The sequence below is a fragment of the Burkholderia sp. HI2761 genome (assembly GCF_002223355.1).
In the GTDB taxonomy this organism is placed as follows: Bacteria; Pseudomonadota; Gammaproteobacteria; order Burkholderiales; family Burkholderiaceae; genus Burkholderia.
Window position 1 is genome coordinate 1,623,477 of the sequence record NZ_NKFN01000004.1, and the last position, 22,004, is coordinate 1,645,480.

A 22,004-nucleotide genomic window follows, 5' to 3' on the forward strand; every position below is an offset into this window, starting at 1 on the left:
TCACGACACATGAAGAGAACGCTACGGATGTTCCGCCTGCTCGCCGCGTCGATCGCGGTCGCGGCCACCGGTTTCGCGCATGCGGAGACGATCCGCATCGCGATCGGCACGCAGGACACGACGATCAATTGCGCGACCGGCGGCCTGCTGATCCGCGAACTGCATCTGCTCGACAAGTACCTGCCGCGCACCGGCAAGTACCAGGACGTGAAGTACGACGTGCAGTGGAAGGATTTCACGTCCGGCGCGCCGCTGACCAACGAGATGGTCGCCGGCAAGCTCGACTTCGGCGCGATGGCCGATTTCCCCGGCGCGCTGAACGGCGCGGCGTTCCGCAAGGCCGGCCGCCGCAGCGTGTTCATCACCGTGCTCGACGGCAGCATCGACGGCAGCGGCAACGGGATCGTCGTGCCGTCGAATTCGACGGTGCGCGGGCTGGCCGACCTGAAGGGCAAGACGATCTCGGTGCCGTTCGCATCGACCGCGCACGGCATGCTGCTGCGCGCGATCAAGGCCCAGGGCTGGAACCCCGATACCGACGTGAACATCGTCACGCAGGCGCCCGAAGTGGCCGGCAGCGCGCTGAAGGCGAACAAGATTGACGCACATGCGGACTTCGTGCCGTTCGCCGATCTGTTCCCGTACCGCGGCATCGCGCGCAAGATCTACGACGGCGCGCAGACCCACGCGCCGACCTTCCACGGCGCGCTCGTCGACGCGGATTACGCGCTGCGCTATCCGGAAATCGTGGTGGCCTATCTGCGCGCCGCGATCGAAGCGAACCGCTTGCTCGCGCAGAACCCGGAAAAGTACAGCCTGCTGATCGAGAAGGTCACCGGCATCGAGGCGCCAGTCGACTACCTGTATCACGGGCCGCTCGGCATCCAGACCCGCGACCTGACGTGGAAGCCCGAATACCGGCAAGCGGTCGCGACGGCCATCGACACGCTGAAGCTGCTGAAGAAGACCGACACCGCGCCCGACCCCGCGACGTTCGTCGACGATCGCTATATCCGTGCGGCATTCAAGGCGTCCGGGCTCGACTACGACGCGGCGCTCAAGCACTCCGGCAAGCAGCCGCTCGTCGCGAACGACGCGTCGACCGGCAAGCCGATCCACGACTTCAACGATGTCGCACAGGTCTGGCTCGCCGGCGACGACGCCGTGCGCCACTATGCCAGCCCCGCCGCCGCGTTTGCGGCGCTCGGCAAGCTCGGCCCGTCCGCGAAGGTGCGCGCCGTGTTCGTGCATGACCACGGAAGCGGCCTGAAGCTGTTCGCCGACCAGGCGTGGTACGTGAAGGACGCGCACGGCGTGCTCACCGCGTTCCTGCTGAAGTCGGGCGCCGACGCGTACGCGCAGCAGGTATCGGGCGCGGTGGTCGACTATGCGGCCGCGAAGACCGTCACCGCGCAGGCGCTCGCCGCGCGCTGAGCGTCGCACGCCCCCTCTTTCCCTTCGTCGACACCGGACTTCCGCATGGCTGCCACCCTCGACCTCGTCAAACGCCGCGTCACCGACGCACCGCGCAGCGGTGATGCCCGCTCGCCGCATTTCGCCGCGCGCCGCCGCCCGACACCGATGCGCCGCCGCGCATGGCGTATCGCATCGCTCGCCGCCTGCATCGCGCTGTGGCAAGCGGCCGTCCACTGGCGGCTGTCGCTCGGCATCGTCACGTTCGCGAACGTACCCGCGCCGGCCGACGTCGGCCCCGCGCTGGCATCGTTCCTGCAATCGCCGAAGCTGCCGATGCACTTGTTCGCGAGCATCACGCGCGTGCTGGCCGGCTTCGTCGCGGCGGCCGTCGCCGGCATCGGCCTCGGGCTCGCGATCGGCCGCTATCGCGCGCTCGAGGACACGCTGCTGCCGCCGCTCGAGATGCTGCGGCCGATTCCGGCCGTCGCGTGGATTCCGCTCGCGATCCTGATGTTTCCGTCGTCGGAGCTGAGCATGATGTTCATCACGTTCGTCGGCGCGCTGTTCCCGATCCTGCTCAATACCGTGCATGGCGCCGAAGCCGTCGACCCCCGGCTCGTCGCGACCGCGCGCAGCCTCGGCACGCGCGGCCTCGCGCTCTATGCGGAAGTGATCCTGCCCGGCGCCGCGCCGTCGATCTTCACGGGCCTGTCGATCGGGATGGGCACCGCGTGGTTCTGCCTCGTCACGGCCGAGATGATCGCCGGTCAGTACGGCATCGGCTATTTCACGTGGGAATCCTATACGTTGCAGAACTACCCGGACATCGTGGTCGGCATGGCGCTGATCGGCCTGCTCGGGATGGGCAGCAGCCTGCTCGTCAAGCGCATCGGCGCGGCGCTCACGCCGTGGTACGCACCGCGCGGAGGCCGGCCATGAGCGCAGCGGACACGACCTCGGCCGCACCCGGCCGCGTCGGCGTGCGCGCGCTGACGATCGAACTCGGCCCGCCGCATGCGCGCTTCGCGGCGCTCGATGCGCTCGACGTCGACATCGCGCCCGGCGAATTCGTCTGCGTGCTCGGGCCGTCCGGCTGCGGAAAATCGACGCTGCTCGGCGCGCTCGCCGGCCACGTCGCGGCCACGCACGGCGAGATCGTCGTCGATGGCGAACCGGTCGACCGCCCGCATCCCGATCGCGGGCTCGTGTTCCAGCAGCACACGCTGTTTCCGTGGAAGCGCGTGATCGACAACGTCGCGTTCGGCCTGAAGATGAAAGGCGTGAGCGCACACGAACGCCGCCGCGAAGCGGCCGAACTGCTCGAACTCGTCGGGCTCGGCGGCTTCGGCGCGCACTACCCCGCGCAGCTTTCCGGCGGCATGCAGCAGCGCGTCGAGATCGCCCGCGTGCTGATCAACCGGCCACGCGTGCTGCTGATGGACGAGCCGTTCGGCGCGCTCGACGCGCAGACGCGCCGGATGATGCAGACGCTGCTGCTCGACATCTGGTCGCGCATCGGCACGACCGTGCTGTTCGTCACGCACGACATCGAGGAAGCGCTGTTTCTCGGCGACCGCATCCTGATGCTGTCGCCGCGGCCCGCGCGCATCGTCGCCGACATCCGCGTGCCGCTCGCGCGCCCCCGCACCGACGACAGCACGACCGAGCCCTCGTTCGTCGACATCAAGCGCCGCTGTCTCGCGCTGTTGCGCAACGCCGCGTGAGCGTGCGTGCCTGCCCCTTCACCGCACCGATTTTTTTCCATGACCGCTTCTTCCTCCGCTTTCCCGCTGCCCGGCGTGCCGGCCGCCGAACATGCCGCGCTCGTCGCGCGCTTCGCCGCGGCCGATGCATCGGTGCGTCGCATCGCGCTGCTCGAACTCGCCGATCTCGAGGCGCCCGAACTCGTGCCGTCGTTCGTCGCGGCGCTGCGCGACGATCCGTCGGCCGACGTGCGCAGCGAGGCCGCGCGCGTGCTCGACGCATGGGAGCAGCCCGATGTCGTCGACGCGCTGTGCCACGCGCTGCTCGATCCGGACGACGGCGTGCGCGCGACGGCCGCGCAGAGCCTGTCCGAACTGAAGAACGCGGCATCGGGCGCCGTGCTTTGCCGCTGGGCCGACCGGCCCGAGCCGTTCGTGCGCGGTGCCGTACTGCGCGGCTTGCGCGAATTGCGCGACCCCGACGCATTCGCGCCCGCGCTGCGCGCGCTCGACGCGAGCGCCGCTGCCGTACGCGCCGAGGCAGTCGTCGTGCTCGGCTGGCTCAAGGACGGCCGCGCGCTGCCGCCGCTCGCCCGCGTCGCGACCACCGACGCCGATGCCGACGTGCGGCGCGCCGCGGTCGGCGCGATCGGATTTGCCGCGGCCGGCGATACCGCCGTCGTCACCGCGTTGCTCGCGGCGCTGCGCGACGTCGAATGGCAGGTGCGCGAAGAAGCGGCTGCCACACTCGGCAAGCTGCGCGCCGCCGTTGCGCGCGATCCGCTCGTCGCCGCGCTCGACGACGATTACTGGCAAGTGCGCCTGCGTGCCGTACGCGCACTTGGCCAATTGCGCGACGCGGCCGCGGCATCGGCCGTCGTCGCGCTGCTCTCTCATGCGATCAGCAACCTGCGCAAGGAAGCCGCGCTCGCGCTCGGCGAATTGCGCGACCGGGCGACGCTGCCCGCGCTGCACGACGCGCTCGACGATCGCGACCCCGAAGTCCGCAAGGCCGTGCGGATCGCGATCGGACAGATCGACGAGGCGTCGCGATGATCGCGCCGACCGAAATCGCACTCGATCACCGGGCACGCGCACTGACGCTTCATTGGCCCGACGGCGCCACGCAACGCATCGGCTATGCACGGTTGCGCAGCGATTGCCCGTGCGCGGAATGCCGAAAAGTCCGGTTCGACGGCGGCCACATCGACGCGCGGCCGGGCCTGACGCTCGACGGCGTGGAAGCGCTCGGCTACGGCGTACGCTTCCTGTTCGGCGACGGCCATGCACGCGGTATTTATCCGTGGCCTTACCTGGCGGGCCTCGCGTAGTGGCGATGACGCGGCGTTCGCGGTCGCGGGACAGATGGCAGGCATGCGAAAACGCTGCGATACTGACGCCCACGATCGTCGCCACCTACCGTGGGAGCAGCACCATGCAAACCGCAGTCGGATTTATCGGCCTCGGCGTGATGGGCACGCCGATGGCGCTCAATCTCGCACGGGCCGGCATGCCGCTCGTCGCGCGGAGCATCGGCATCGCGTCGCCGCCGCTCGACATCCGCCACGCGTTTTACGGCGAAACCAAGCAGGCCGGACATGGCGCGGCCGACATGGTCGTGATCCGTGCGATCGAACGACGTTCTGGAAACGCCCGGTGAGCCGCGTGCACACCCGCGCGTTCGTTCGAACCAACGGATACGCATGACCATGTCCGCAACCGGCCACGCTGCTTCCTTGCGCCCCGTTCCCGCCGTGATCGGCATCGTGCTGCGCGAACGCGACGTGCTGCTCGTGCGCCGCGCGAATCCGCCCGATGCGGGCTGCTGGGGCTTCCCCGGCGGTAAGATCGAGCCGGGCGAGCCGCTCGCGGATGCGGTCGTGCGCGAGATCGCGGAAGAGACGACGGTCGACGTGGAAGCGCTCGACATCTTCACCGCGCTGGATGCCTTCGATTACGATGCGCACGGCGCAGTGCGCCAGCATTTCATCATGGTCGCGGTGCTGTGCAGATGGCTGCGCGGCACGCCTGCCGCCGGCGACGATGCACTCGACGCACGCTGGTTCGGCATCGACGAACTCGACCGCGACGATTTGCCGATGAGCGCGGGCGTGCGCGACGTCACGCTGAGGGCAATCGAGCGAGCGGCGGTGCTGGGCAACGCGCGTCCGCCATTCGCCTGACACTTCGCTGTCGCTTGTGCATCAGCGCGATGCATTCGTTCCGTCACGGAGCAAGCTACCTGCCGAGCGCAGAATCACAACGTATCAAACCATGATCAGAATTCGACAATCCACCGAGGCCGACGGCGCACGCGCGCTGAATATCTGGCGCAACGCCGTCGACGCCACGCATCACTTCCTGAGCGACGACGATCGTCGTTCAATCGAATCCGAAGTCGTCGCGTTTCTGCCGCGCGCACCGCTCGACCTGGCCGTCGACGAGAGCGATCGTCCGATCGGTTTCATGCTGCTCGACGGTAGTCACATGGAAGCGCTGTTCGTCGATCCCGCCCACCACGGCGCGGGAGTCGGGCGGCGGCTGGTCGAGGAAGCGCTCAAGCGCCATCCCGATCTGTCGACCGACGTCAACGAACAGAACGAAGCGGCGGCGGGATTTTATGAGCGGCTCGGATTCGAGCGCTGCGGGCGATCGGAGCGGGATGGACAAGGGCGCCCTTATCCGCTGATTCACCTTCGTTATCGCGGTGGCGATCGGGACTAAGCTGGCGGCCCGGCGGGCACGGGACACTGCACCGGCCCGGTCAGGATGCGCAGAAAACGACACCACACTTGCGGCATCACGATCATCCCGACGGGCCACCGGTCGTCAGCGGCCAGCGCCCCAACACGTCGTAGTGCGACTTGCCGAGCCAGCTATCGATCAGGACGAAGTCGAACGCGGTCCAGGTAATCGGCTCGACCCTGTACTCGTCTGGCCTCCCCGCGCCGTACAGCAGCGTCACGTGCGGGGTGAAACTCGACGGAAAAACGCGCACGCCCGCTCGTTTCAGCGCGTCTCGCAACCGCCGTCGAAAATCGATCAAGTCTTCCAGACCGGCCCGCCCCGTCAGCACCAGCGGCTGATGCCCGGGCCGCCCATTGAAGCTGATGATCTTGTCGAACCTCACGGAGAAAGACGGCACAGCCACGCGGTCCGCCACCGCACGTGCCCGCGCAAGGGTGGCACCCGGCACATAAGCGAAATCGCCCAGAGAACCCAGCGTGACATGCAGACGCTCGGTATCCATCGGGCTGTCCTTCTCGAGTTGCAAGCTTTTGGCCATGCCGGCAATGCGCACGGCCGCAGCCGGATCCGGCATCACGGCGAAAAAGAAGCGGTGCACGGGAACCGGCGGCGGCGTATCGAATCCGGGTAGCGTCAGTTGAGTCACGGTGGCATCTCCGACAGGCCGGGAGCGTAATTTCATTATCGTCAATCGGAAGCCGGTCCGCTCGCCGCTCGATGAATCCGCCGTTCGCGAGCACGAAAATGCTACCCTCTCGGCCAAACTCGACATCCTCTGATGAAGCATCCGAATTCAACCATGCAAACCGTCGCGGTACTGGACTTCGAAACAACCGGGCTGTCGCCGAATCTGGGCGACCGTGCGACCGAAATTGCCGTCATCCTGCTACGCGACGGGCAAGTCGTCGACCGTTTCCAGAGTTTGATGAATGCAGGCAGACGCATCCCGTCCGATGTCGTTGCGCTCACCGGCATCACGAACGACATGATCGCGACGGCGCCGCCGGCGTCCGACGTCATGAAGGAAGCGGCGGCGTTCGTCGGCAAGCATGCGATCGTGGCCCACAACGCCGGGTTCGACAAGCGCTTCTGGCAGTCGGAACTCGGGGCGCTCGGCATGTCGGCCGACCATGCGTTTGCGTGCACGATGCTGGTGGCGAGACGGATCTACCCGGACGCCAGGAGTCACCGCCTGTCGAGCCTGGCCGAGATGCTGCGGTTGCCGCAAACGGGCCGTGCGCACCGCGCGATGGTCGATGCCGAGATGGCTGGCCATCTGTGGTGCAGGTTGCAGCACGATATTTCGCGGACTTATGGACTGGATCGGATCGATCACGCGTTGATGTCGCGAGTCCAGGCGACGACCAAGGCGAAGGTGCCGATGTATCTGCGGTCGCTCGTGCGTGCGCATGCGTGATGTATCCGAGACCGGAACGGAAAACACCACGCTCGCTGACTGACGTCGCGCGTTAACGCAAAACGGCCTGGCAATTGCCAGGCCGCTTCTTGCCCCGACGTCAGCCGGAACAGCAATCCAGCCGAACCGGCAAGCCGCTTCCGACCTATCGCGACATCAAACGATACGCAACGCGACGCAAGCGGAATCGAATGCCGATTCGGCCGGAATGCTTACTCCCACTCGATCGTCGCCGGCGGCTTCCCCGAGATGTCGTACACGACCCGGTTGATCCCGCGCACCTCGTTGATGATCCGATTCGACGCGCGGCCGAGCAGCGCGTACGGCAGGTGCGCCCAATGCGCGGTCATGAAGTCGGTCGTCTGCACCGCGCGCAGCGACGTCACGTAGTCGTACGTGCGGCCATCGCCCATCACGCCGACCGACTTGACCGGCAGGAACACCGCGAACGCCTGGCTCGTCAGGTCGTACCAGCTCTTGCCGACATCGGCCTCGCCGCACAGGCCGGCAGCCGCATCGTGCGCGGTCGCGGTCGTGTTGCGCAGCTCCTCGATGAAGATCGCGTCCGCACGGCGCAGCAGGTCCGCGTACTCGCGCTTCACTTCGCCGAGAATCCGCACGCCCAGGCCCGGGCCCGGGAACGGATGACGGTACACCATCTCCGGCGGCAGGCCGAGCGCGACGCCCAGCTCGCGCACTTCGTCCTTGAACAGGTCGCGCAGCGGCTCGAGCAGCTTCAGGCCGAGCGTTTCCGGCAGGCCGCCGACGTTGTGGTGGCTCTTGATCGTCGTCGCCTTCTTCGTCTTCGTGCCGCCCGATTCGACCACGTCCGGGTAGATCGTGCCCTGCGCGAGCCACTTCGCCTTCGCCAGCTTCTTCGCCTCGGCCTGGAACACCTCGACGAACTCGCGGCCGATGATCTTGCGCTTCGCTTCCGGATCGGTCACGCCGGCCAGATGACCGAGGAACTGGTCGGACGCATCGACGTGCACGACCTTCGCATGCAGGCGGCCCTCGAACATGTCGAGCACCATCTTGCCTTCGTTCAGGCGCAGCAGGCCGTGGTCGACGAACACGCACGTCAACTGATCGCCGATCGCACGATGGATCAGCGCGGCCGCGACGCTCGAATCGACGCCGCCCGACAGGCCGAGAATCACTTCCTCGTCACCGACCTGCTCGCGGATCTTCGCGACGGCTTCCTCGATGTGGTTCTTCATGATCCAGTCGGGCTTCGCGCCGGCGATCTGCAGCACGAAGCGTTCGATGATCTGGCGGCCCTTCACGGTGTGCGTGACTTCCGGGTGGAACTGCACCGCGTAGTAGCCGCGCGCCTCGTCGGCCATGCCGGCGATCGGGCAGCTCGGCGTCGACGCCATCAGCGCGAAGCCCGGCGGCAGCTCGGCAACCTTGTCGCCGTGGCTCATCCAGACCTTCAGCATCCCGTGGCCTTCGGCCGTCGTGAAATCCTCGATGCCGTCGAGCAGGCGCGTATGGCCGTGCGCACGCATTTCCGCGTAGCCGAATTCGCGATGGTCGCTCCACTCGACCTTGCCGCCGAGCTGCACGGCCATCGTCTGCATGCCGTAGCAGATGCCGAGCACCGGCACGCCGAGATCCCACACCGCCTGCGGCGCGCGCAGCTGATGGTCTTCGTACGTGCTCGCGTGGCTGCCCGACAGGATCACGGCCTTCGGCGCGAACTCGCGGACGAAGTCGTCGGACACATCGTTCGGATGGATTTCGCAGTAGACGTGCGCTTCACGCACGCGCCGTGCAATCAGTTGGGTGACTTGCGAACCGAAGTCGAGAATCAGGATTTTGTCGTGCATGGCTGCGGACGGGATGAAGAGAATAAGAAAAGCAGCGCATCGAGCGCTGCGTCAAAAGCATGGACAGCGGCGTCGGGCGGCGGCGGCACGCGCGACGCATCGCCGGTCAATCCTGCGACGGCGGGCGCGCGTCGAACGCGACGCTGCCTGACGCGCGCTCGGACGCGGCCGATGGGGTCGCCGCGGCCGGCGCCGCCGAAGGCGCCACCGGACGGCCGACGACCGGCTCGACCCGCGGCTGCGCTGCGGAGGCGGAGGCCGGCGCCGGTTCGACCGGACGCTTCGCGTCCCGGCCCTCGAGCGCCTGCACTTTCTCGCGCCGGCGCACGGCCGATGCGAGCCGCACGCCGCCGAGGCCGAGCACGATCAGCGCGACCCCGGCCACGGCCGACAGCACCCGGCCGGCGGCGGCGAGCGCGGGCCCGTTGCCGGTGCCGATCGACCACACGACCGTCAGCACGCCGGTCAGCCAGTACACGTGGCCGACCGACCGTGCGACGGGCGCCGTGAGATCGCCGTTGAACGCCGCATGAAACGCGAGCCACGCGAGCCCGAGCAGCGCGATACCGAACGCCTGGCCGAGCATCGCCGGCTGGATGTTCGCCAGTTGCAGCGCGTTGAACAGCGCCTGCCAGGGCGTCAGCACGAACAGCACGCCGAACGCCAGCAGCAGCACGGCATCGACGATCAGCACGGCTCGCAGCAGCGGTTTCATCGGCGATCAGTCCACGTGATAGTTCGGTGCTTCCTTCGTGATCTGCACGTCGTGCACGTGCGACTCGCGCATGCCCGCCGCGGTGATCTGGACGAATTCGGCCTTCTCGTGCAGCTCGTCGATCGTCTTGCAGCCGCAGTAGCCCATGCTGGCGCGCACGCCGCCGACCAGCTGGAACAGGATCGCGTTGACCGAACCCTTGTACGCGACGCGGCCTTCGATGCCTTCCGGCACGAGCTTGTCGATGTTCGCCGAGTTGTCCTGGAAGTAGCGGTCTGCCGCGCCGTCCTTCATCGCGCCGACCGAACCCATGCCGCGATACGACTTGTACTGGCGGCCCTGGTACAGGAACACGTCGCCCGGCGCCTCTTCGGTGCCCGCGAACATGCTGCCCATCATCACCGCGTTCGCGCCGGCCGCGAGGGCCTTCGACACGTCGCCCGAGAAGCGCACGCCGCCGTCGGCGATGCACGGCACGCCGGTGCCCTTCAGCGCTTCCGACACGTTCGCGATCGCGCTGATCTGCGGCACGCCGACGCCCGCGACGATCCGCGTCGTGCAGATCGAACCCGGGCCGATACCGACCTTGACCGCGTCCGCGCCGTATTCGACGAGCGCCTTCGCGGCGGCGGCCGTCGCGATGTTGCCGCCGATCACCTCGACGTGCGGGAAGTTCTGCTTGACCCAGCGCACGCGCTCGAGCACGCCCTTGCTGTGACCGTGCGCGGTATCGACGACGATCACGTCGACGCCGGCCTGCACCAGCAGCTCGACGCGCTCTTCGTTGTCCGGACCGACGCCGACCGCCGCGCCTGCGCGCAGCTTGCCGTGTTCGTCCTTGCACGCGTCCGGGTGCTCGGTCTGCTTCGTGATGTCCTTGACGGTCATCAGGCCGCGCAGTTCGAACGCGTCGTTGACGACCAGCACGCGCTCGAGGCGGTGGCTGTGCATCAGCGCCTTCGCTTCGGCAAGCGGCGTGCCTTCCTTGACCGTGACGAGGCGCTCGCGCGGCGTCATGATCGACTTGACCGGCTCGTCGAGGCGCGTTTCGAAACGCAGGTCGCGGTTCGTAACGATGCCGACGAGCTGCGGGCCTTCGACGACCGGGAAGCCCGAGATGCCATGCTGGCGCGACAGCGCGATCACGTCGCGCACCTTCATTTGCGGCGGCACCGTGATCGGGTCGCGGACGACGCCCGACTCGAAACGCTTGACCTTCGCGACTTCGCGGGCCTGTTCGGCCGGCGTGAGGTTCTTGTGGACGATACCGACGCCACCCTGCTGCGCCATCGCGATCGCGAGGCGACCTTCGGTGACCGTGTCCATCGCGGCGGACACGAGCGGCATGTTCAGGGAGATGTTGCGGGTCAGCTTGGTCTTGAGGCTGGTGTCGCGCGGGAGAACGTCGGAGAAGGCGGGAACGAGGAGCACGTCATCGAAAGTGAGTGCTTTTTGGATCAGACGCATGGCAAATCCTATGGGCGCAAAAGCGAATTATACGCGAAGCGCCACGAATTTTCACAACACGAACAACGGCTTAGCCGGTTCCGGCCGTTCGGGGGCCGAATCGTTCGGATCGCCGTTCGGTTCGTTTTCGATCGCTTTTCGTTTCATCGCCGCATCGAGCCATTCGCGCAACCGGCGGCTGGGCGGCAAGTGCCCGCGTCGCGGCAGGGCCGCAGGGCCGCGGCGGAAGCGGCCGCGGCGGAAGCGGCCGCGCACGGCGCGCCCGGCGACCCGCCGAAGCGGCTTGCCTGCCGTGCGTCACGCCAGCCCGGCCGCGCGGACGATCATCGCCATGCCGCCCGCCGCCGCCCCGCAACCGACGACCCTCGCGACGCGCCCGCCGGCCGGCGCAACGCGTTCGGCGGCGATCGCCGCCGTCACGGCGGCCATCACGCGCAGATCCATCATGCCGGCCGCCAGCGCGATCGCCATCAGGTTGCCGCAACACGCCCCGCACCGGATGGCAGCGCGCACGCCGTACCACCATGCCGTGACGGACGACGCTCGCGACTGGTGTGCGTGCGCCGCCGCCTGCCGGCCGTGCCCGCAGCACGCCAGCCGGCGCGCCTTCCATCCGGAGAATTGCAACGCGCCCGCGGCCAGCACGATGGCGCCGGCCACGAAGGGCATCGCACGGGCGAGCGCCGGTAGCCGGGCGGCGGCCGCCGTCAGTGCGAGGCCGGCCGGAAACACGAGCGCTCCGAGCGCCATCCAGACCGAGAAATATCCCGCCCCCGCGACGACGACGAGCCAGGCCGAGCGCGCCGTCCGCGGGCCGATGCGCTGCCGGTAATGCCAGAGCTGCGGCGCGAGCACGGGCAGCATCATCGTCACCGTCATCGCGCCCCACATTCCGGCGAACGCCGCGAACGCGCGCCCGGCGCCCTGACCGCACGGCCGCAGCCAGGCGGCCGAGGCCATCCAGCCGCCGGGCATCGGCTCGCCGCCCATCGCGGCCATCGATGCGTGCTGCCCCAGCCACGCCATCGCGGCGACCGCGAACACGGCCGCGACCGCCACGCCGAATGCCCGCGGATCGGCGGCCGTCTCGCCGGTTGTCGGCCGTGTCATCGCGTGCTCCCGCTCGCAGCCGGCCGATCAGCCGCGCGCGTACTCGTCGTGACGGCGCCACCACGGGCCGGCCTCGTTGCGGCCGCGCGGCGCGCGATCGAGCCACTGGTACATCCCCCACAATCCGTCGAGGCCACGCGCGTAGGTCGAATACGTGTGATAGACGGCGCCGTCCTCGCGCACGAACGCGCTCATCCCCGGCCGGTCGCGCGAATACGTGGCCGCATCGGTGCCGCACGTGGCCGCGAACTGCACGACGGGCGCCGGCGGCGGATCCATGTCCATCGCGTGGCCGGCCCGCGCATAGTTGTATTCGACGTCGCCCGCGCGCTGCTGCGTTTCGGTGAACGACACGTTGAAGTCGAAGTTGAAATCGCTGCCGACCGACGACGCCCACGGAAACGTCCACCCCATCCGCTGCCGGTACGCGAGCAGTTTCGCGAGCGGCGCGCGCGACACGGCTGCGAGCGTCACGTCGTGGTGCGCCAGATGCACGGCGAAGCCGTCGAAGCCGTCGGCGAGCGCCGAGCACGACGGGCAGCCCGCCTTGTAGTCGGGACCGAACATGAAGTGATAGACGAGCAGTTGCGAACGGCCGCGAAACAGGTCGTCGAGCGTCGCCTGTCCGGCTTCGGTATCGAATCGGTAGGTCTTGTCGACGCGCACCCACGGCAGCGCCTGGCGCCGCCGCGCGAGTTCGTCGCTTTGCCGCGTCAGCGCCTTTTCCGCGTCGAGCAGCGCGCGGCGTTCGACCAGCCATGCGTCGCGTGTTCCGGTGAGATGAGTCGTCATTGCGGGTTGCTCCTTCCGATGGGTATCCGGGCACGGCGTACGGAGCCGTGTGCGTGGTGCTAGATTAGTGCCGGGCATCGGACCGGAGGGAGTGACAAGTGTGTCGGGATTCGAATGGATTCGCTGATCACGGCGGCCGCGCGCGCGCTCGCGGCCGGTGACGCGCTCGGTGCGCTGAACCGCGTCGCGCTGCGCGACGATGCGCCGGCGCTCGCGCTACGCGGAATCGCGCTCGCGCAACTCGGCGATTTCGAACGGGCGCGAGCGCTCGTGCGCGGCGCCGCACGGGCATTCGGCGCGAAGGAAGCGATCGCACGGGCGCGCTGCGTCGTCGCGGAGGCCGAGATCGCGCTCGCGTCGCGCGACCTGCACTGGCCGACGCGTGCGCTCGATGCGGCCTGCGCGACGCTCGACGCGCACGGCGACCGCGCGAACGCCGCGCATGCCCGCTATCTCGGCGTGCGCCGGTTGCTGCTGATCGGTCATCTCGACGAGGCCGAGCGGCTGCTCGCGCATCTCGATCCCGCACCGCTGCCGCCCGCGTCGCGCGCCGCCCATGAATTGATCGCGGCCGGCATCGCGATGCGCCGCATTCGCACGCAGGCGGCCCGCGCGGCACTTGCCCGGGCGCGGACGGCCGCCCGCGCCGCCGGCATCGCCGCGCTGACGGCCGAGGTCGACACCGCGGCGCGCGTGCTCGACGCACCGGCCGCGCGGCTCATCGCACGCGGCACGTCGCGGCTCGTCCCGCTCGACGAAGTCGAGGCGCTGTTCGAGTCGAATGCGCTCGTCGTCGACGCGTGCCGCCACACGGTGCGCGACGCGCGCACGACCGTATCGCTCGCGCGGCGTCCAGTGCTGTTCGTGCTCGCGCGTGCGCTCGGCGAGGCGTGGCCGGCCGACGTGTCGAGAAACGCACTCGTCGCCGCCGCGTTCCGTGCGAAACAGGCCGACGAATCGCATCGCGCGCGGCTGCGGGTCGAAATGGGCCGGCTGCGCGCGGTGCTGCGCCCGCTCGCGAACGTCGTCGCGACGCCGCGCGGCTTCGCGCTCGAACCGCTCGGCGTGCGCGAAACCATCGTCCTCGCGCGCCCGGTCGACGATCGCCATGCGGCCGTGCTCGCGCTTCTCGCCGACGGCGAAGCGTGGTCGAGCTCCGCGCTGGCGCTCGCACTTGGCGCCAGCCAGCGCACCGTGCAACGCGCGCTCGATGCGCTCGCGGAAACCGGCAAGGTTCAGGCGCTCGGCCGCGGGCGCGCGCGCCGCTGGATGACGCCGCCGCTGCCCGGATTCGCGACGACCTTGTTACTCCCGGTTGCGCTGCCGGGAGATTAGGATGGCCCCATCGAACAACGAGGTGACGAACATGAAACGCTCCACTGCAGACATCCTTCGCGAGTACGGCCCGTTTCCGGGTGTCGACGGCGTGCACGGCGTCACGTTCGACGGGCAGCACGTGTGGTACGCGTCCGGCGACAAGCTGAATGCGCTCGACCCCGAGCGCGGCACGACAGTCCGTTCGCTCGACGTCGCCGCGCACGCGGGCACCGCGTTCGACGGCCGCCACCTGTTCCAGATCGTCGAGGACCGCATCGAGAAGATCGATCCCGAATCGGGCCGCGTGCTCGCGACGATTCCGGCGCCCGGCGGCGGCGCCGATTCGGGGCTCGCGTGGGCGGAAGGCACGCTGTGGGTCGGCCAGTACCGCGAACGCAAGATTCATCAGGTGGATCCGCAATCGGGCGCCGTGCTGCGCACGATCGAATCGAACCGCTTCGTCACCGGCGTGACGTGGGTCGACGGCGAGCTGTGGCACGGCACGTGGGAAGCCGACCAGAGCGACCTGCGGCGCATCGATCCGCGCACGGGCCAGGTGCTCGAGCAGATCGACATGCCGGCCGGCGTCGGCGTCGCGGGGCTTGAATCCGACGGTCATGACCGCTTCTACTGCGGCGGCGGCAACAGCGGCAAGCTGCGTACCGTGCGCCGCCCGGCGCGCACGCGTGCCGCCACCGACGGCACAGAAGCGACACCCGATCCGGTAGAGGACTGATTCGCCGCCCGTCGAAGCCGCGCGACGCGCCGAACCATGCTCCGAGTGCAGGAATGAACAAGACGCCGCCGTGGCGGCATCGCTAAGATGCGCGCACCTCGGTCATTTGTTCGGAGCGGTCGATGCGGCGCGGCGTGGTGTACGGTGTCCTGGCAGGCGCCCTGTGGGGCATGGTGTTTCTCGTTCCGCGGCTGCTGACCGATTTCTCGCCGCTGCTGCTGAGCGCCGGCCGCTACGCGATGTACGGCCTCGTGTCGCTCGCGGCCGCGTTGCCCGCCACCCGCTCGCTGCTCGCACGGCTGACTCGCGAGGATCTCGCCGCACTGGTGAAGCTCGCCATCGTCGGCAACGTCGCGTATTACGTGCTGCTGTCCGGCGCCGTGCACCTGATCGGCATCGCGCCCAGTTCGCTGATCGTCGGCGTGCTGCCCGTGACCGTCACGCTCGCGGGCCTCGGCGAGCGCGGCGCCGTGCCGCTGCGGCGGCTCGCCGCCCCGCTCGCGCTGGTGATCGCGGGCATCGTCTGCATCAACGTCGACCTGTTTACGTCCGACGCCGCGCACGCGACGACGCTCGCTCGGAAGCTCGCGGGCATCGCCTGCGCGGCGGGCGCGCTCGCGAGCTGGACCTGGTATGCGGTAGCGAACACACGATACCTGCAACGCCATCACCGCTTCGGCGGCAACGAATGGTCGGTGCTGTGGGGTGTCGTGACGGGCCTGCTCGGCGGGCTCTGCTGGCTGGCGATCCTCGCGCTGCCGGCCGGCATGGTGCAGGCGGCCGTCCCGGCATCGCGCTGGCAGTTGTTCTGGCTGCTGAATCTCGTGCTCGCGATCGGCGCGTCGTGGCTCGGCAACGGGCTGTGGAACGCCGCGTCGAAGCGGCTGCCGCTCACGCTGTCGGGTCAGTTGATCGTGTTCGAAACCGTGTTCGCGATGCTGTACGCGTTCGTGTACGACCGGCGGATGCCGCATGCGCTCGAGATCGCCGCACTCGTGCTGCTGCTCGCCGGCGTATACGGCTCGGTGCGACGGCATGGCGACACGCCGGGCAGCGCGCCCACAAACGCAAACGCCGCGGCCCACTGAGCGCCGCGGCGTTCGATCCGACCAATCCGGGCGAACAACGCGTCAGCGCGCGTCCTTGTGCAGCCACTTGCGGCCCTCGATCGAGCCGTCGCGGCGGGATTTGTCGACACGCCGCTGGCGCGCAAGCTTCGGATCGACGATCAGCGGACGGTAGATCTCGACACGGTCGTGATCGACGAGCGGCGCATCGAGCGGCGCGAGCTTGCCGTGGACGCCCGTCTTCGCGTGCGCGAGATCGATCTCCGGGTGCAGCGCGAGCACGCCGCTCGCGTCGATTGCCGAGCGCACGGTCGCCCCTTCGGGCAGCGACAGCGGAATCAGCGTCTGGCGCTCCGGCAGTGCGTAGCAGACTTCGATCGACAGCATCGCGTCACCCCTTTCCGTAGCGCTGGTCCGCGCGCTTCACGAACGAATCGACGAACGTGTTCGCGATGTGGCTGAACACCGGCCCGATGATCTTCTCGAGCAGGATGCTCGAAAACTCGTAGTGCAGCGCGAATTCGATCTTGCACGCATCAGCGCGCAGCACCGTGAAACGCCACGAGCCCGTGAATTTCTTGAACGGGCCGTCCGTGAACTCCATGTCGATCCGCGTCGGGCGCTGCTGCGTGTTGCGCGTCGCGAAATGCTGCTTGATGCCCTTGAAGTTGATGTCGATGCGCGCTTCCATTCCGCTCTCGTCCTGACGGCGAATCTCGACACCGCCGCACCAGGGCAGGAAATTGGGGTAATCGGCCACGTCGGTGACGAGGTCGAACATCTGTTCCGCCGAGTGACGGATCAATACGGTTTTCTGGACATCTGCCATAAATCGCGCGGCATCGCTTGAAGTGGGAAAGCCAAGCCGGGCGATTCTCGCCCCGCTTTGCTAAAATCGTGATTTTAAACGACTTGGCCCGATCCTTTCATGAGCATCATCGATAACAGGAAAGCGCACTTCGATTATCACATCGAGGAACGCTACGAGGCGGGGCTGGTGCTTGAGGGCTGGGAAGTCAAGGCGCTGCGCGCCGGACGCGGCCAGATCAAGGAAGGCTACGTCGTGGTGAAGAACGCCGAGATCTTTCTGATCGGGACCCATATCAGCCCGCTGCCCGAAGCCTCGACGCACATCCAGCCCGACCCGGTTCGCACGCGCAAGCTGCTGCTGCACCGCGAGGAAATCAAGAAGCTGATCGGCAAGGTCGAGCAGCGCGGCTACACGCTCGTGCCGCTGAACTTCCACTACAAGGGCGGTCGCGTGAAATGCGACATCGCGCTCGCGAAGGGCAAGAAGCTGCACGACAAACGCGAAACCGAGAAGAAACGCGACTGGGAACGCGAGAAGGCGCGCATCATGCGCGCCGGCACCTGACGCACGCAACGTTCATCGCAAACGACACGGCCCGCTCGAAGCGGGCCGTGTTGCTTTGGACTCCCTGAATCGCACCGGCTAGTCACCCGGCGGCGCGACGATTCGCCGCACGGCGCGGCGCACGCGGCAGCCGCGCGCGCATCGATCATCGGGCTCAGCCCTTCGCGCCGGACGCCGCCCCCGCGCTCTTGACGATCGTCAGCGCCGACGAGATCGCGGTGCCGAGATCCGACAGGTTCGACGGCACGATCAGCGTGTTGCCCTGCTTCGCGAGATTCGCGAACGCGCCGACATACTGCTCGGCGACCTTCAGGTTCACCGCGTCCATCCCGCCTTGCGACTGAATCGCGCTCGCGATCTTCTGGATCGCCTGCGCGTTCGCCTCGGCCACCGCCAGAATCGCGGCGGCTTCGCCCTGCGCCTGGTTGATCGCCGCCTGCCGCTCGCCTTCGGACTTCTGGATCGCGGCTTCGCGCGCACCCGACGCGAGGTTGATCTGCTCCTGCTTGCGGCCTTCGGACGCGGCAATCAGCGCACGCTTTTCGCGCTCCGCGGTGATCTGCGCCTGCATCGCGTGCAGGATCTCCTTCGGCGGCGTCAAATCCTTGATCTCGTAGCGCAGCACTTTCACGCCCCAGTTCGCCGCGGCGTCGTCGAGTGCCGACACGATGCTGTGGTTGATGAAATCGCGCTCCTCGAAGGTTTTGTCGAGCTCGAGCTTGCCGATCACCGAGCGCAGCATCGTCTGCGACAACTGCGTGATCGCGAGCACGAAGTTGCTCGACCCGTACGACGCCTTCATCGGATCCATCACCTGGAAATACAGCACGCCGTCGACCTGCAACTGCGTGTTGTCGCGCGTGATGCAGACCTGGCTCGGCACGTCGAGCGGAATCTCCTTCAGTATGTGCCGGTACGCGATGCGATCGACGAACGGCAGCACGATATTGAGGCCGGGCGACAGCGTCGCGTGGTAGCGCCCGAAGCGCTCGAGCACCCACGCATGCTGCTGCGGGACGATCTTCACCGTCTTCGACACGATCACGATCGCCATGACGAGCAGGACAACCCAGATGATCAGCGAATCCATGAATATTTCCTCCTTGTTGTATCAGCGGACGATCAGCCCGCGGGTTTCGCCACGACCACGAGGCAATTGCCGCGCACGGCGCTCACCTGGTACACGTGCGCATCGTCGCGCTCGCCGTGCGCGAGTTCGACGTCCCAGTCGGCCCCGCGATACTGCACGCGCGCGCGGCCGTCACGCCACGCGTCGACCGTGACGGTCGAGCCGATATCGAGATTGACGTCGGGATTCGTCGACGTGTCGCGCTTCTGCTTGCGGCCGAGCCCCGAGCGACGCAGCACGATCATCGCAACGATCGCGACCGCGGCCGCCGCGCCGAACTGCACGTGCGGCGCGAAACCGGCCAGGTGCAACAACCCGCCCGCGAGAAAGCCGAGCGCGATCATCAACAGATAGAACGTGCCCGTCAGCAACTCGGCGACGACCAGCACACCCACCCCGCCCCACCAGAACAGATGCCCCGACATCATTGTGGTCTCCCGGAAAACGGCCCCATGCTCACTCTCGTTCACTGCCCCGGAGGGGCGGCCGGTACGCCTGGGACGGTTCGACACGTACCGACAAACAAAAACACCCCGGTGCTTACCGGGGTGTTTATAGCATGAACCTTGCATTTTGCCTTCATTGAAGGAGCGATGGTGCCGCTCCTTCAATGAAAAGGCATGACCGACCGTTACTTCCGGTTGGCGAGCGCCTGCCACGTATCGATGATCGTGTCGGGGTTCAGCGAGATCGACGCGATGCCTTCGTCGGTCAGCCACTGCGCGAAGTCCGGGTGATCGGACGGGCCCTGGCCGCAGATACCGACGTACTTGCCCATCTTGCGGCAGGTATCGATCGCACGCTTCAGCAGGAACTTGACGGCCGGGTCGCGCTCGTCGAAGTCGACTGCCAGCAGTTCCATGCCCGAATCGCGGTCGAGGCCGAGCGTGAGCTGCGTGAGGTCGTTCGAGCCGATCGAGAAACCGTCGAAGTGTTCCAGGAACTCTTCGGCGAGGATCGCGTTGGTCGGGACTTCGCACATCATCACGAGACGCAGGCCGTTTTCGCCGCGCTTCAGGCCGAACTTGTCGAGCAGGCCGACGACGCGCTCCGCCTGCTTCACGGTCCGCACGAACGGCACCATGATCTCGACGTTGGTCAGGCCCATCTCGTCGCGCACGCGCTTCAGTGCACGGCATTCCATCTCGAACGCCTGCGCGAAATCGTCGGCGATGTAGCGCGACGCGCCGCGGAAGCCCAGCATCGGGTTTTCCTCGTCCGGCTCGTAACGCGAACCGCCGATCAGCTTCTTGTACTCGTTCGACTTGAAGTCGGACAGACGCACGATCACGGGCTTCGGATAGAACGCCGCCGCGATCGTCGCGACGCCTTCCGTCAGCTTGTCGACGTAGAACTGACGCGGCGACGCGTGGCCGCGCGCAACGCTCTCGACCGCCTTCTTCAGGTCCTGGTCGATGTTCGGGTACTCGAGAATCGCCTTCGGGTGAACGCCGATGTTGTTGTTGATGATGAACTCGAGACGCGCGAGGCCCACGCCGGCGTTCGGCAGTTGCGAGAAGTCGAACGCGAGCTGCGGGTTGCCGACGTTCATCATGATCTTGACCGGGATTTCCGGCAGTTCGCCGCGCTGCACTTCCGTGACTTCCGTCTCGAGCAGCCCGTCGTAGATCTTGCCTTCGTCGCCTTCCGCGCACGACACGGTGACGAGCGCGCCGTCCTTCAGGATGTCGGTCGCATCGCCGCAGCCGACGACTGCCGGCACGCCGAGCTCACGCGCGATGATCGCCGCGTGGCAGGTGCGGCCGCCACGGTTCGTGACGATCGCCGCCGCACGCTTCATCACCGGCTCCCAGTTCGGATCGGTCATGTCGGCCACCAGCACGTCGCCCGGCTGCACGCGTTCCATTTCCGACGGATCCTGGATCACGCGCACGGGGCCCGCACCGATCTTCTGGCCGATCGCACGACCCGTCGCGAGCACCTGCGACTGGCCCTTCAGCTTGAAGCGCTGCTCGGCCTTGCCCGTTGCCTGGCTCTTCACCGTTTCCGGACGTGCCTGCAGGATGAAGATCTTGCCGTCGCGGCCGTCCTTGCCCCACTCGATGTCCATCGGACGCTGGTAGTGCTTCTCGATGATGACCGCGTACTTCGCCAGCTCGATCACGTCCTCGTCGGTGATCGAGTAGCGGTTGCGCTGCTCGTGCGGCACGTCGACCGTCTTCACGCGGCCCGGCTCGCCCGGCTGCGTGAATTCCATCTTGATCAGCTTCGAGCCGATCGAGCGGCGGATGATCGGGTACTTGTCCTGCGCGAGCGTCGTCTTGAACACGTAGAACTCGTCCGGGTTCACCGCGCCCTGCACGACGGTTTCGCCCAGGCCGTAGCTCGACGTGATGAACACGGCGTCCTTGAAGCCCGATTCGGTATCGATCGTGAACATCACGCCGGCGGCGCCGACGTCCGAGCGGACCATGCGCTGCACACCGGCCGACAGCGCGACTTCGGCGTGAGTGAAGCCCTTGTGCACGCGGTAGGAGATCGCGCGGTCGTTGTACAGCGACGCGAACACGTGCTTCATGCGGTCGAGCACGTCGTCGATGCCGACGACGTTCAGATACGACTCCTGCTGGCCGGCGAACGACGCATCGGGCAGGTCTTCCGCGGTCGCGGACGAGCGCACGGCGAACGACAGCTCGCCCGGCGAGCCGTTCTTCAGCACTTCGAACTGCTCGCGGATTTCCTGCTCGAGGCGCGCCTGCAGCGGCGCATCGACGATCCACTTGCGGATTTCGGCGCCGGCTTCGGCGAGCGCCTTCACGTCGTCGATGTCGAGCGACTCGAGACGCTTGGCGATACGATCGGTCAGGTCGTTGTGCTTGAGGAAATCGCGGAACGCGAGCGCGGTCGTGGCGAAACCGGTGGGTACGCGAACGCCTGCTTCGGAAAGCTGGCTGATCATCTCGCCGAGCGACGCATTCTTGCCGCCCACGATCTCCACATCGGTCATCCGCAACTGCTCGAACGGAATTACATACGCCTGGTCCTTTGCGACGTTTGCTGCGTTAGTCATACAAGCCCCTAAGTGTGAAAAAAATACTCGATCGCGCAAGTGGGCTCGAACGCGGGCGCTTGCAAAAAGGCGCGGCGCGTCTTGCGCAACCTGTTAGATAAACACTCGCAGCGGCGGAAATCTCCCGACCCCGATTTGCAAAAATCCCG

The 22,004-nt window shown here is 67.5% G+C and carries 23 protein-coding genes and 1 pseudogene; 13 read left to right on the plus strand and 11 right to left on the minus strand.

Going from position 1 to position 22,004, the window contains the following annotated elements; genetic code table 11:
- Positions 1-9: 9 nt before the first annotated feature.
- The 8 genes and pseudogenes from CFB46_RS14400 (at position 10) to CFB46_RS14435 (ending at position 5,843) form a co-directional block, all read left to right on the plus strand.
- Positions 10-1,434: an ABC transporter substrate-binding protein gene (locus CFB46_RS14400; RefSeq protein WP_089500307.1), complete on the plus strand. Its 1,425-nt coding sequence runs from the start codon at positions 10-12 to the stop codon at positions 1,432-1,434.
- A gap of 45 nt (positions 1,435-1,479) precedes the next feature.
- Positions 1,480-2,355, plus strand: a complete 876-nt coding sequence (locus CFB46_RS14405; RefSeq protein ID WP_027784735.1) for an ABC transporter permease — start codon at positions 1,480-1,482, stop codon at positions 2,353-2,355.
- Positions 2,352-3,140, plus strand: a complete 789-nt coding sequence (locus CFB46_RS14410; RefSeq protein ID WP_089500308.1) for an ABC transporter ATP-binding protein — start codon at positions 2,352-2,354, stop codon at positions 3,138-3,140. Before CFB46_RS14405 ends, CFB46_RS14410 begins: the two co-directional genes overlap by 4 nt.
- A gap of 39 nt (positions 3,141-3,179) precedes the next feature.
- Positions 3,180-4,175 carry a HEAT repeat domain-containing protein gene (locus CFB46_RS14415; RefSeq protein WP_027784737.1) on the plus strand — a complete coding sequence of 332 codons (996 nt, stop codon included), beginning with the start codon at positions 3,180-3,182 and terminating at the stop codon, positions 4,173-4,175.
- On the plus strand, positions 4,172-4,450 hold the full coding sequence (locus CFB46_RS14420; protein WP_027784738.1) for a gamma-butyrobetaine hydroxylase-like domain-containing protein: 279 nt from the start codon (positions 4,172-4,174) through the stop codon (positions 4,448-4,450). Before CFB46_RS14415 ends, CFB46_RS14420 begins: the two co-directional genes overlap by 4 nt.
- A 104-nt stretch (positions 4,451-4,554) precedes the next feature.
- Positions 4,555-4,650, plus strand: a pseudogene (locus tag CFB46_RS36880) (NAD(P)-binding domain-containing protein); the annotation flags it as partial.
- A gap of 178 nt (positions 4,651-4,828) precedes the next feature.
- Positions 4,829-5,302 carry an NUDIX hydrolase gene (locus tag CFB46_RS14430; RefSeq protein ID WP_089500434.1) on the plus strand — a complete coding sequence of 158 codons (474 nt, stop codon included), beginning with the start codon at positions 4,829-4,831 and terminating at the stop codon, positions 5,300-5,302.
- Between the two features lie 91 nt (positions 5,303-5,393).
- A complete protein-coding gene (locus tag CFB46_RS14435; RefSeq protein ID WP_089500309.1) occupies positions 5,394-5,843 on the plus strand; it encodes an acetyltransferase in 450 nt (149 codons plus the stop codon).
- 82 nt (positions 5,844-5,925) lie between these two features.
- Here CFB46_RS14435 and CFB46_RS14440 read toward each other — a convergent pair whose 3' ends face one another.
- The gene (locus CFB46_RS14440) at positions 5,926-6,549 is read right to left on the minus strand and encodes a 2'-5' RNA ligase family protein (RefSeq protein ID WP_051421400.1); all 624 of its coding nucleotides are present in this window, start codon (positions 6,547-6,549) and stop codon (positions 5,926-5,928) included.
- A 117-nt stretch (positions 6,550-6,666) separates the two neighbouring features.
- On the opposite strand from CFB46_RS14440, the gene CFB46_RS14445 reads away from it, so the two are divergent.
- On the plus strand, positions 6,667-7,284 hold the full coding sequence (locus CFB46_RS14445) for a 3'-5' exonuclease (RefSeq protein WP_027784743.1): 618 nt from the start codon (positions 6,667-6,669) through the stop codon (positions 7,282-7,284).
- Between the two features lie 212 nt (positions 7,285-7,496).
- Here the strand turns inward: CFB46_RS14445 and guaA are convergent, their stop codons facing one another.
- From guaA to CFB46_RS14475, 5 genes are all read right to left on the minus strand, one after another.
- Positions 7,497-9,116, minus strand: coding sequence for a glutamine-hydrolyzing GMP synthase (gene guaA / locus CFB46_RS14450; protein WP_027784744.1), 1,620 nt, complete (start codon positions 9,114-9,116; stop codon positions 7,497-7,499).
- Between the two features lie 106 nt (positions 9,117-9,222).
- Positions 9,223-9,831 carry a hypothetical protein gene (locus tag CFB46_RS14455; protein ID WP_027784745.1) on the minus strand — a complete coding sequence of 203 codons (609 nt, stop codon included), beginning with the start codon at positions 9,829-9,831 and terminating at the stop codon, positions 9,223-9,225.
- A gap of 6 nt (positions 9,832-9,837) precedes the next feature.
- A complete protein-coding gene (gene guaB / locus CFB46_RS14460) occupies positions 9,838-11,298 on the minus strand; it encodes an IMP dehydrogenase (RefSeq protein ID WP_027784746.1) in 1,461 nt (486 codons plus the stop codon).
- A gap of 297 nt (positions 11,299-11,595) precedes the next feature.
- The gene (locus CFB46_RS14470; protein ID WP_027784747.1) at positions 11,596-12,408 is read right to left on the minus strand and encodes a DUF2182 domain-containing protein; all 813 of its coding nucleotides are present in this window, start codon (positions 12,406-12,408) and stop codon (positions 11,596-11,598) included.
- 27 nt (positions 12,409-12,435) lie between these two features.
- Positions 12,436-13,200: a DUF899 domain-containing protein gene (locus tag CFB46_RS14475; RefSeq protein ID WP_027784748.1), complete on the minus strand. Its 765-nt coding sequence runs from the start codon at positions 13,198-13,200 to the stop codon at positions 12,436-12,438.
- Between the two features lie 114 nt (positions 13,201-13,314).
- On the opposite strand from CFB46_RS14475, the gene CFB46_RS14480 reads away from it, so the two are divergent.
- The 3 genes from CFB46_RS14480 (at position 13,315) to CFB46_RS14490 (ending at position 16,341) form a co-directional block, all read left to right on the plus strand.
- On the plus strand, positions 13,315-14,535 hold the full coding sequence (locus tag CFB46_RS14480) for a hypothetical protein (protein ID WP_027784749.1): 1,221 nt from the start codon (positions 13,315-13,317) through the stop codon (positions 14,533-14,535).
- Between the two features lie 31 nt (positions 14,536-14,566).
- Positions 14,567-15,253 carry a Vgb family protein gene (locus CFB46_RS14485; RefSeq protein ID WP_027784750.1) on the plus strand — a complete coding sequence of 229 codons (687 nt, stop codon included), beginning with the start codon at positions 14,567-14,569 and terminating at the stop codon, positions 15,251-15,253.
- A 122-nt stretch (positions 15,254-15,375) separates the two neighbouring features.
- Positions 15,376-16,341 carry a DMT family transporter gene (locus CFB46_RS14490; protein WP_027784751.1) on the plus strand — a complete coding sequence of 322 codons (966 nt, stop codon included), beginning with the start codon at positions 15,376-15,378 and terminating at the stop codon, positions 16,339-16,341.
- Between the two features lie 42 nt (positions 16,342-16,383).
- Here CFB46_RS14490 and CFB46_RS14495 read toward each other — a convergent pair whose 3' ends face one another.
- A complete protein-coding gene (locus tag CFB46_RS14495) occupies positions 16,384-16,707 on the minus strand; it encodes an RnfH family protein (RefSeq protein WP_027784752.1) in 324 nt (107 codons plus the stop codon).
- A gap of 4 nt (positions 16,708-16,711) precedes the next feature.
- On the minus strand, positions 16,712-17,149 hold the full coding sequence (locus tag CFB46_RS14500) for a type II toxin-antitoxin system RatA family toxin (RefSeq protein WP_027784753.1): 438 nt from the start codon (positions 17,147-17,149) through the stop codon (positions 16,712-16,714).
- Between the two features lie 99 nt (positions 17,150-17,248).
- On the opposite strand from CFB46_RS14500, the gene smpB reads away from it, so the two are divergent.
- Entirely contained in the window at positions 17,249-17,695 is a 447-nt protein-coding gene (smpB, locus tag CFB46_RS14505; RefSeq protein WP_027784754.1) for an SsrA-binding protein SmpB, read from the plus strand.
- Between the two features lie 154 nt (positions 17,696-17,849).
- On the opposite strand, the gene CFB46_RS14510 is transcribed toward smpB, so the two are convergent.
- The 3 genes from CFB46_RS14510 to ppsA all read right to left on the minus strand — a co-directional run bounded on the left by CFB46_RS14510 (position 17,850) and on the right by ppsA (position 21,855).
- Positions 17,850-18,785, minus strand: coding sequence for an SPFH domain-containing protein (locus tag CFB46_RS14510; RefSeq protein ID WP_027784755.1), 936 nt, complete (start codon positions 18,783-18,785; stop codon positions 17,850-17,852).
- A 32-nt stretch (positions 18,786-18,817) separates the two neighbouring features.
- The gene (locus CFB46_RS14515) at positions 18,818-19,252 is read right to left on the minus strand and encodes an NfeD family protein (protein WP_027784756.1); all 435 of its coding nucleotides are present in this window, start codon (positions 19,250-19,252) and stop codon (positions 18,818-18,820) included.
- 203 nt (positions 19,253-19,455) lie between these two features.
- Positions 19,456-21,855: a phosphoenolpyruvate synthase gene (gene ppsA / locus CFB46_RS14520; protein WP_027784757.1), complete on the minus strand. Its 2,400-nt coding sequence runs from the start codon at positions 21,853-21,855 to the stop codon at positions 19,456-19,458.
- Positions 21,856-22,004 lie beyond the last annotated feature (149 nt).

Coding starts and splice junctions, on each gene's coding strand:
- CFB46_RS14400 (WP_089500307.1), top strand. CDS start 10: ATGAAGAGAACGCTACGGATGTTCCGCCTGCTCGCCGCGTCGATCGCG.
- CFB46_RS14405 (WP_027784735.1), top strand. CDS start 1,480: ATGGCTGCCACCCTCGACCTCGTCAAACGCCGCGTCACCGACGCACCG.
- CFB46_RS14410 (WP_089500308.1), top strand. CDS start 2,352: ATGAGCGCAGCGGACACGACCTCGGCCGCACCCGGCCGCGTCGGCGTG.
- CFB46_RS14415 (WP_027784737.1), top strand. CDS start 3,180: ATGACCGCTTCTTCCTCCGCTTTCCCGCTGCCCGGCGTGCCGGCCGCC.
- CFB46_RS14420 (WP_027784738.1), top strand. CDS start 4,172: ATGATCGCGCCGACCGAAATCGCACTCGATCACCGGGCACGCGCACTG.
- CFB46_RS14430 (WP_089500434.1), top strand. CDS start 4,829: ATGTCCGCAACCGGCCACGCTGCTTCCTTGCGCCCCGTTCCCGCCGTG.
- CFB46_RS14435 (WP_089500309.1), top strand. CDS start 5,394: ATGATCAGAATTCGACAATCCACCGAGGCCGACGGCGCACGCGCGCTG.
- CFB46_RS14440 (WP_051421400.1), bottom strand. CDS start 6,549: ATGAAATTACGCTCCCGGCCTGTCGGAGATGCCACCGTGACTCAACTG.
- CFB46_RS14445 (WP_027784743.1), top strand. CDS start 6,667: ATGCAAACCGTCGCGGTACTGGACTTCGAAACAACCGGGCTGTCGCCG.
- guaA (WP_027784744.1), bottom strand. CDS start 9,116: ATGCACGACAAAATCCTGATTCTCGACTTCGGTTCGCAAGTCACCCAA.
- CFB46_RS14455 (WP_027784745.1), bottom strand. CDS start 9,831: ATGAAACCGCTGCTGCGAGCCGTGCTGATCGTCGATGCCGTGCTGCTG.
- guaB (WP_027784746.1), bottom strand. CDS start 11,298: ATGCGTCTGATCCAAAAAGCACTCACTTTCGATGACGTGCTCCTCGTT.
- CFB46_RS14470 (WP_027784747.1), bottom strand. CDS start 12,408: ATGACACGGCCGACAACCGGCGAGACGGCCGCCGATCCGCGGGCATTC.
- CFB46_RS14475 (WP_027784748.1), bottom strand. CDS start 13,200: ATGACGACTCATCTCACCGGAACACGCGACGCATGGCTGGTCGAACGC.
- CFB46_RS14480 (WP_027784749.1), top strand. CDS start 13,315: ATGGATTCGCTGATCACGGCGGCCGCGCGCGCGCTCGCGGCCGGTGAC.
- CFB46_RS14485 (WP_027784750.1), top strand. CDS start 14,567: ATGAAACGCTCCACTGCAGACATCCTTCGCGAGTACGGCCCGTTTCCG.
- CFB46_RS14490 (WP_027784751.1), top strand. CDS start 15,376: ATGCGGCGCGGCGTGGTGTACGGTGTCCTGGCAGGCGCCCTGTGGGGC.
- CFB46_RS14495 (WP_027784752.1), bottom strand. CDS start 16,707: ATGCTGTCGATCGAAGTCTGCTACGCACTGCCGGAGCGCCAGACGCTG.
- CFB46_RS14500 (WP_027784753.1), bottom strand. CDS start 17,149: ATGGCAGATGTCCAGAAAACCGTATTGATCCGTCACTCGGCGGAACAG.
- smpB (WP_027784754.1), top strand. CDS start 17,249: ATGAGCATCATCGATAACAGGAAAGCGCACTTCGATTATCACATCGAG.
- CFB46_RS14510 (WP_027784755.1), bottom strand. CDS start 18,785: ATGGATTCGCTGATCATCTGGGTTGTCCTGCTCGTCATGGCGATCGTG.
- CFB46_RS14515 (WP_027784756.1), bottom strand. CDS start 19,252: ATGATGTCGGGGCATCTGTTCTGGTGGGGCGGGGTGGGTGTGCTGGTC.
- ppsA (WP_027784757.1), bottom strand. CDS start 21,855: ATGACTAACGCAGCAAACGTCGCAAAGGACCAGGCGTATGTAATTCCG.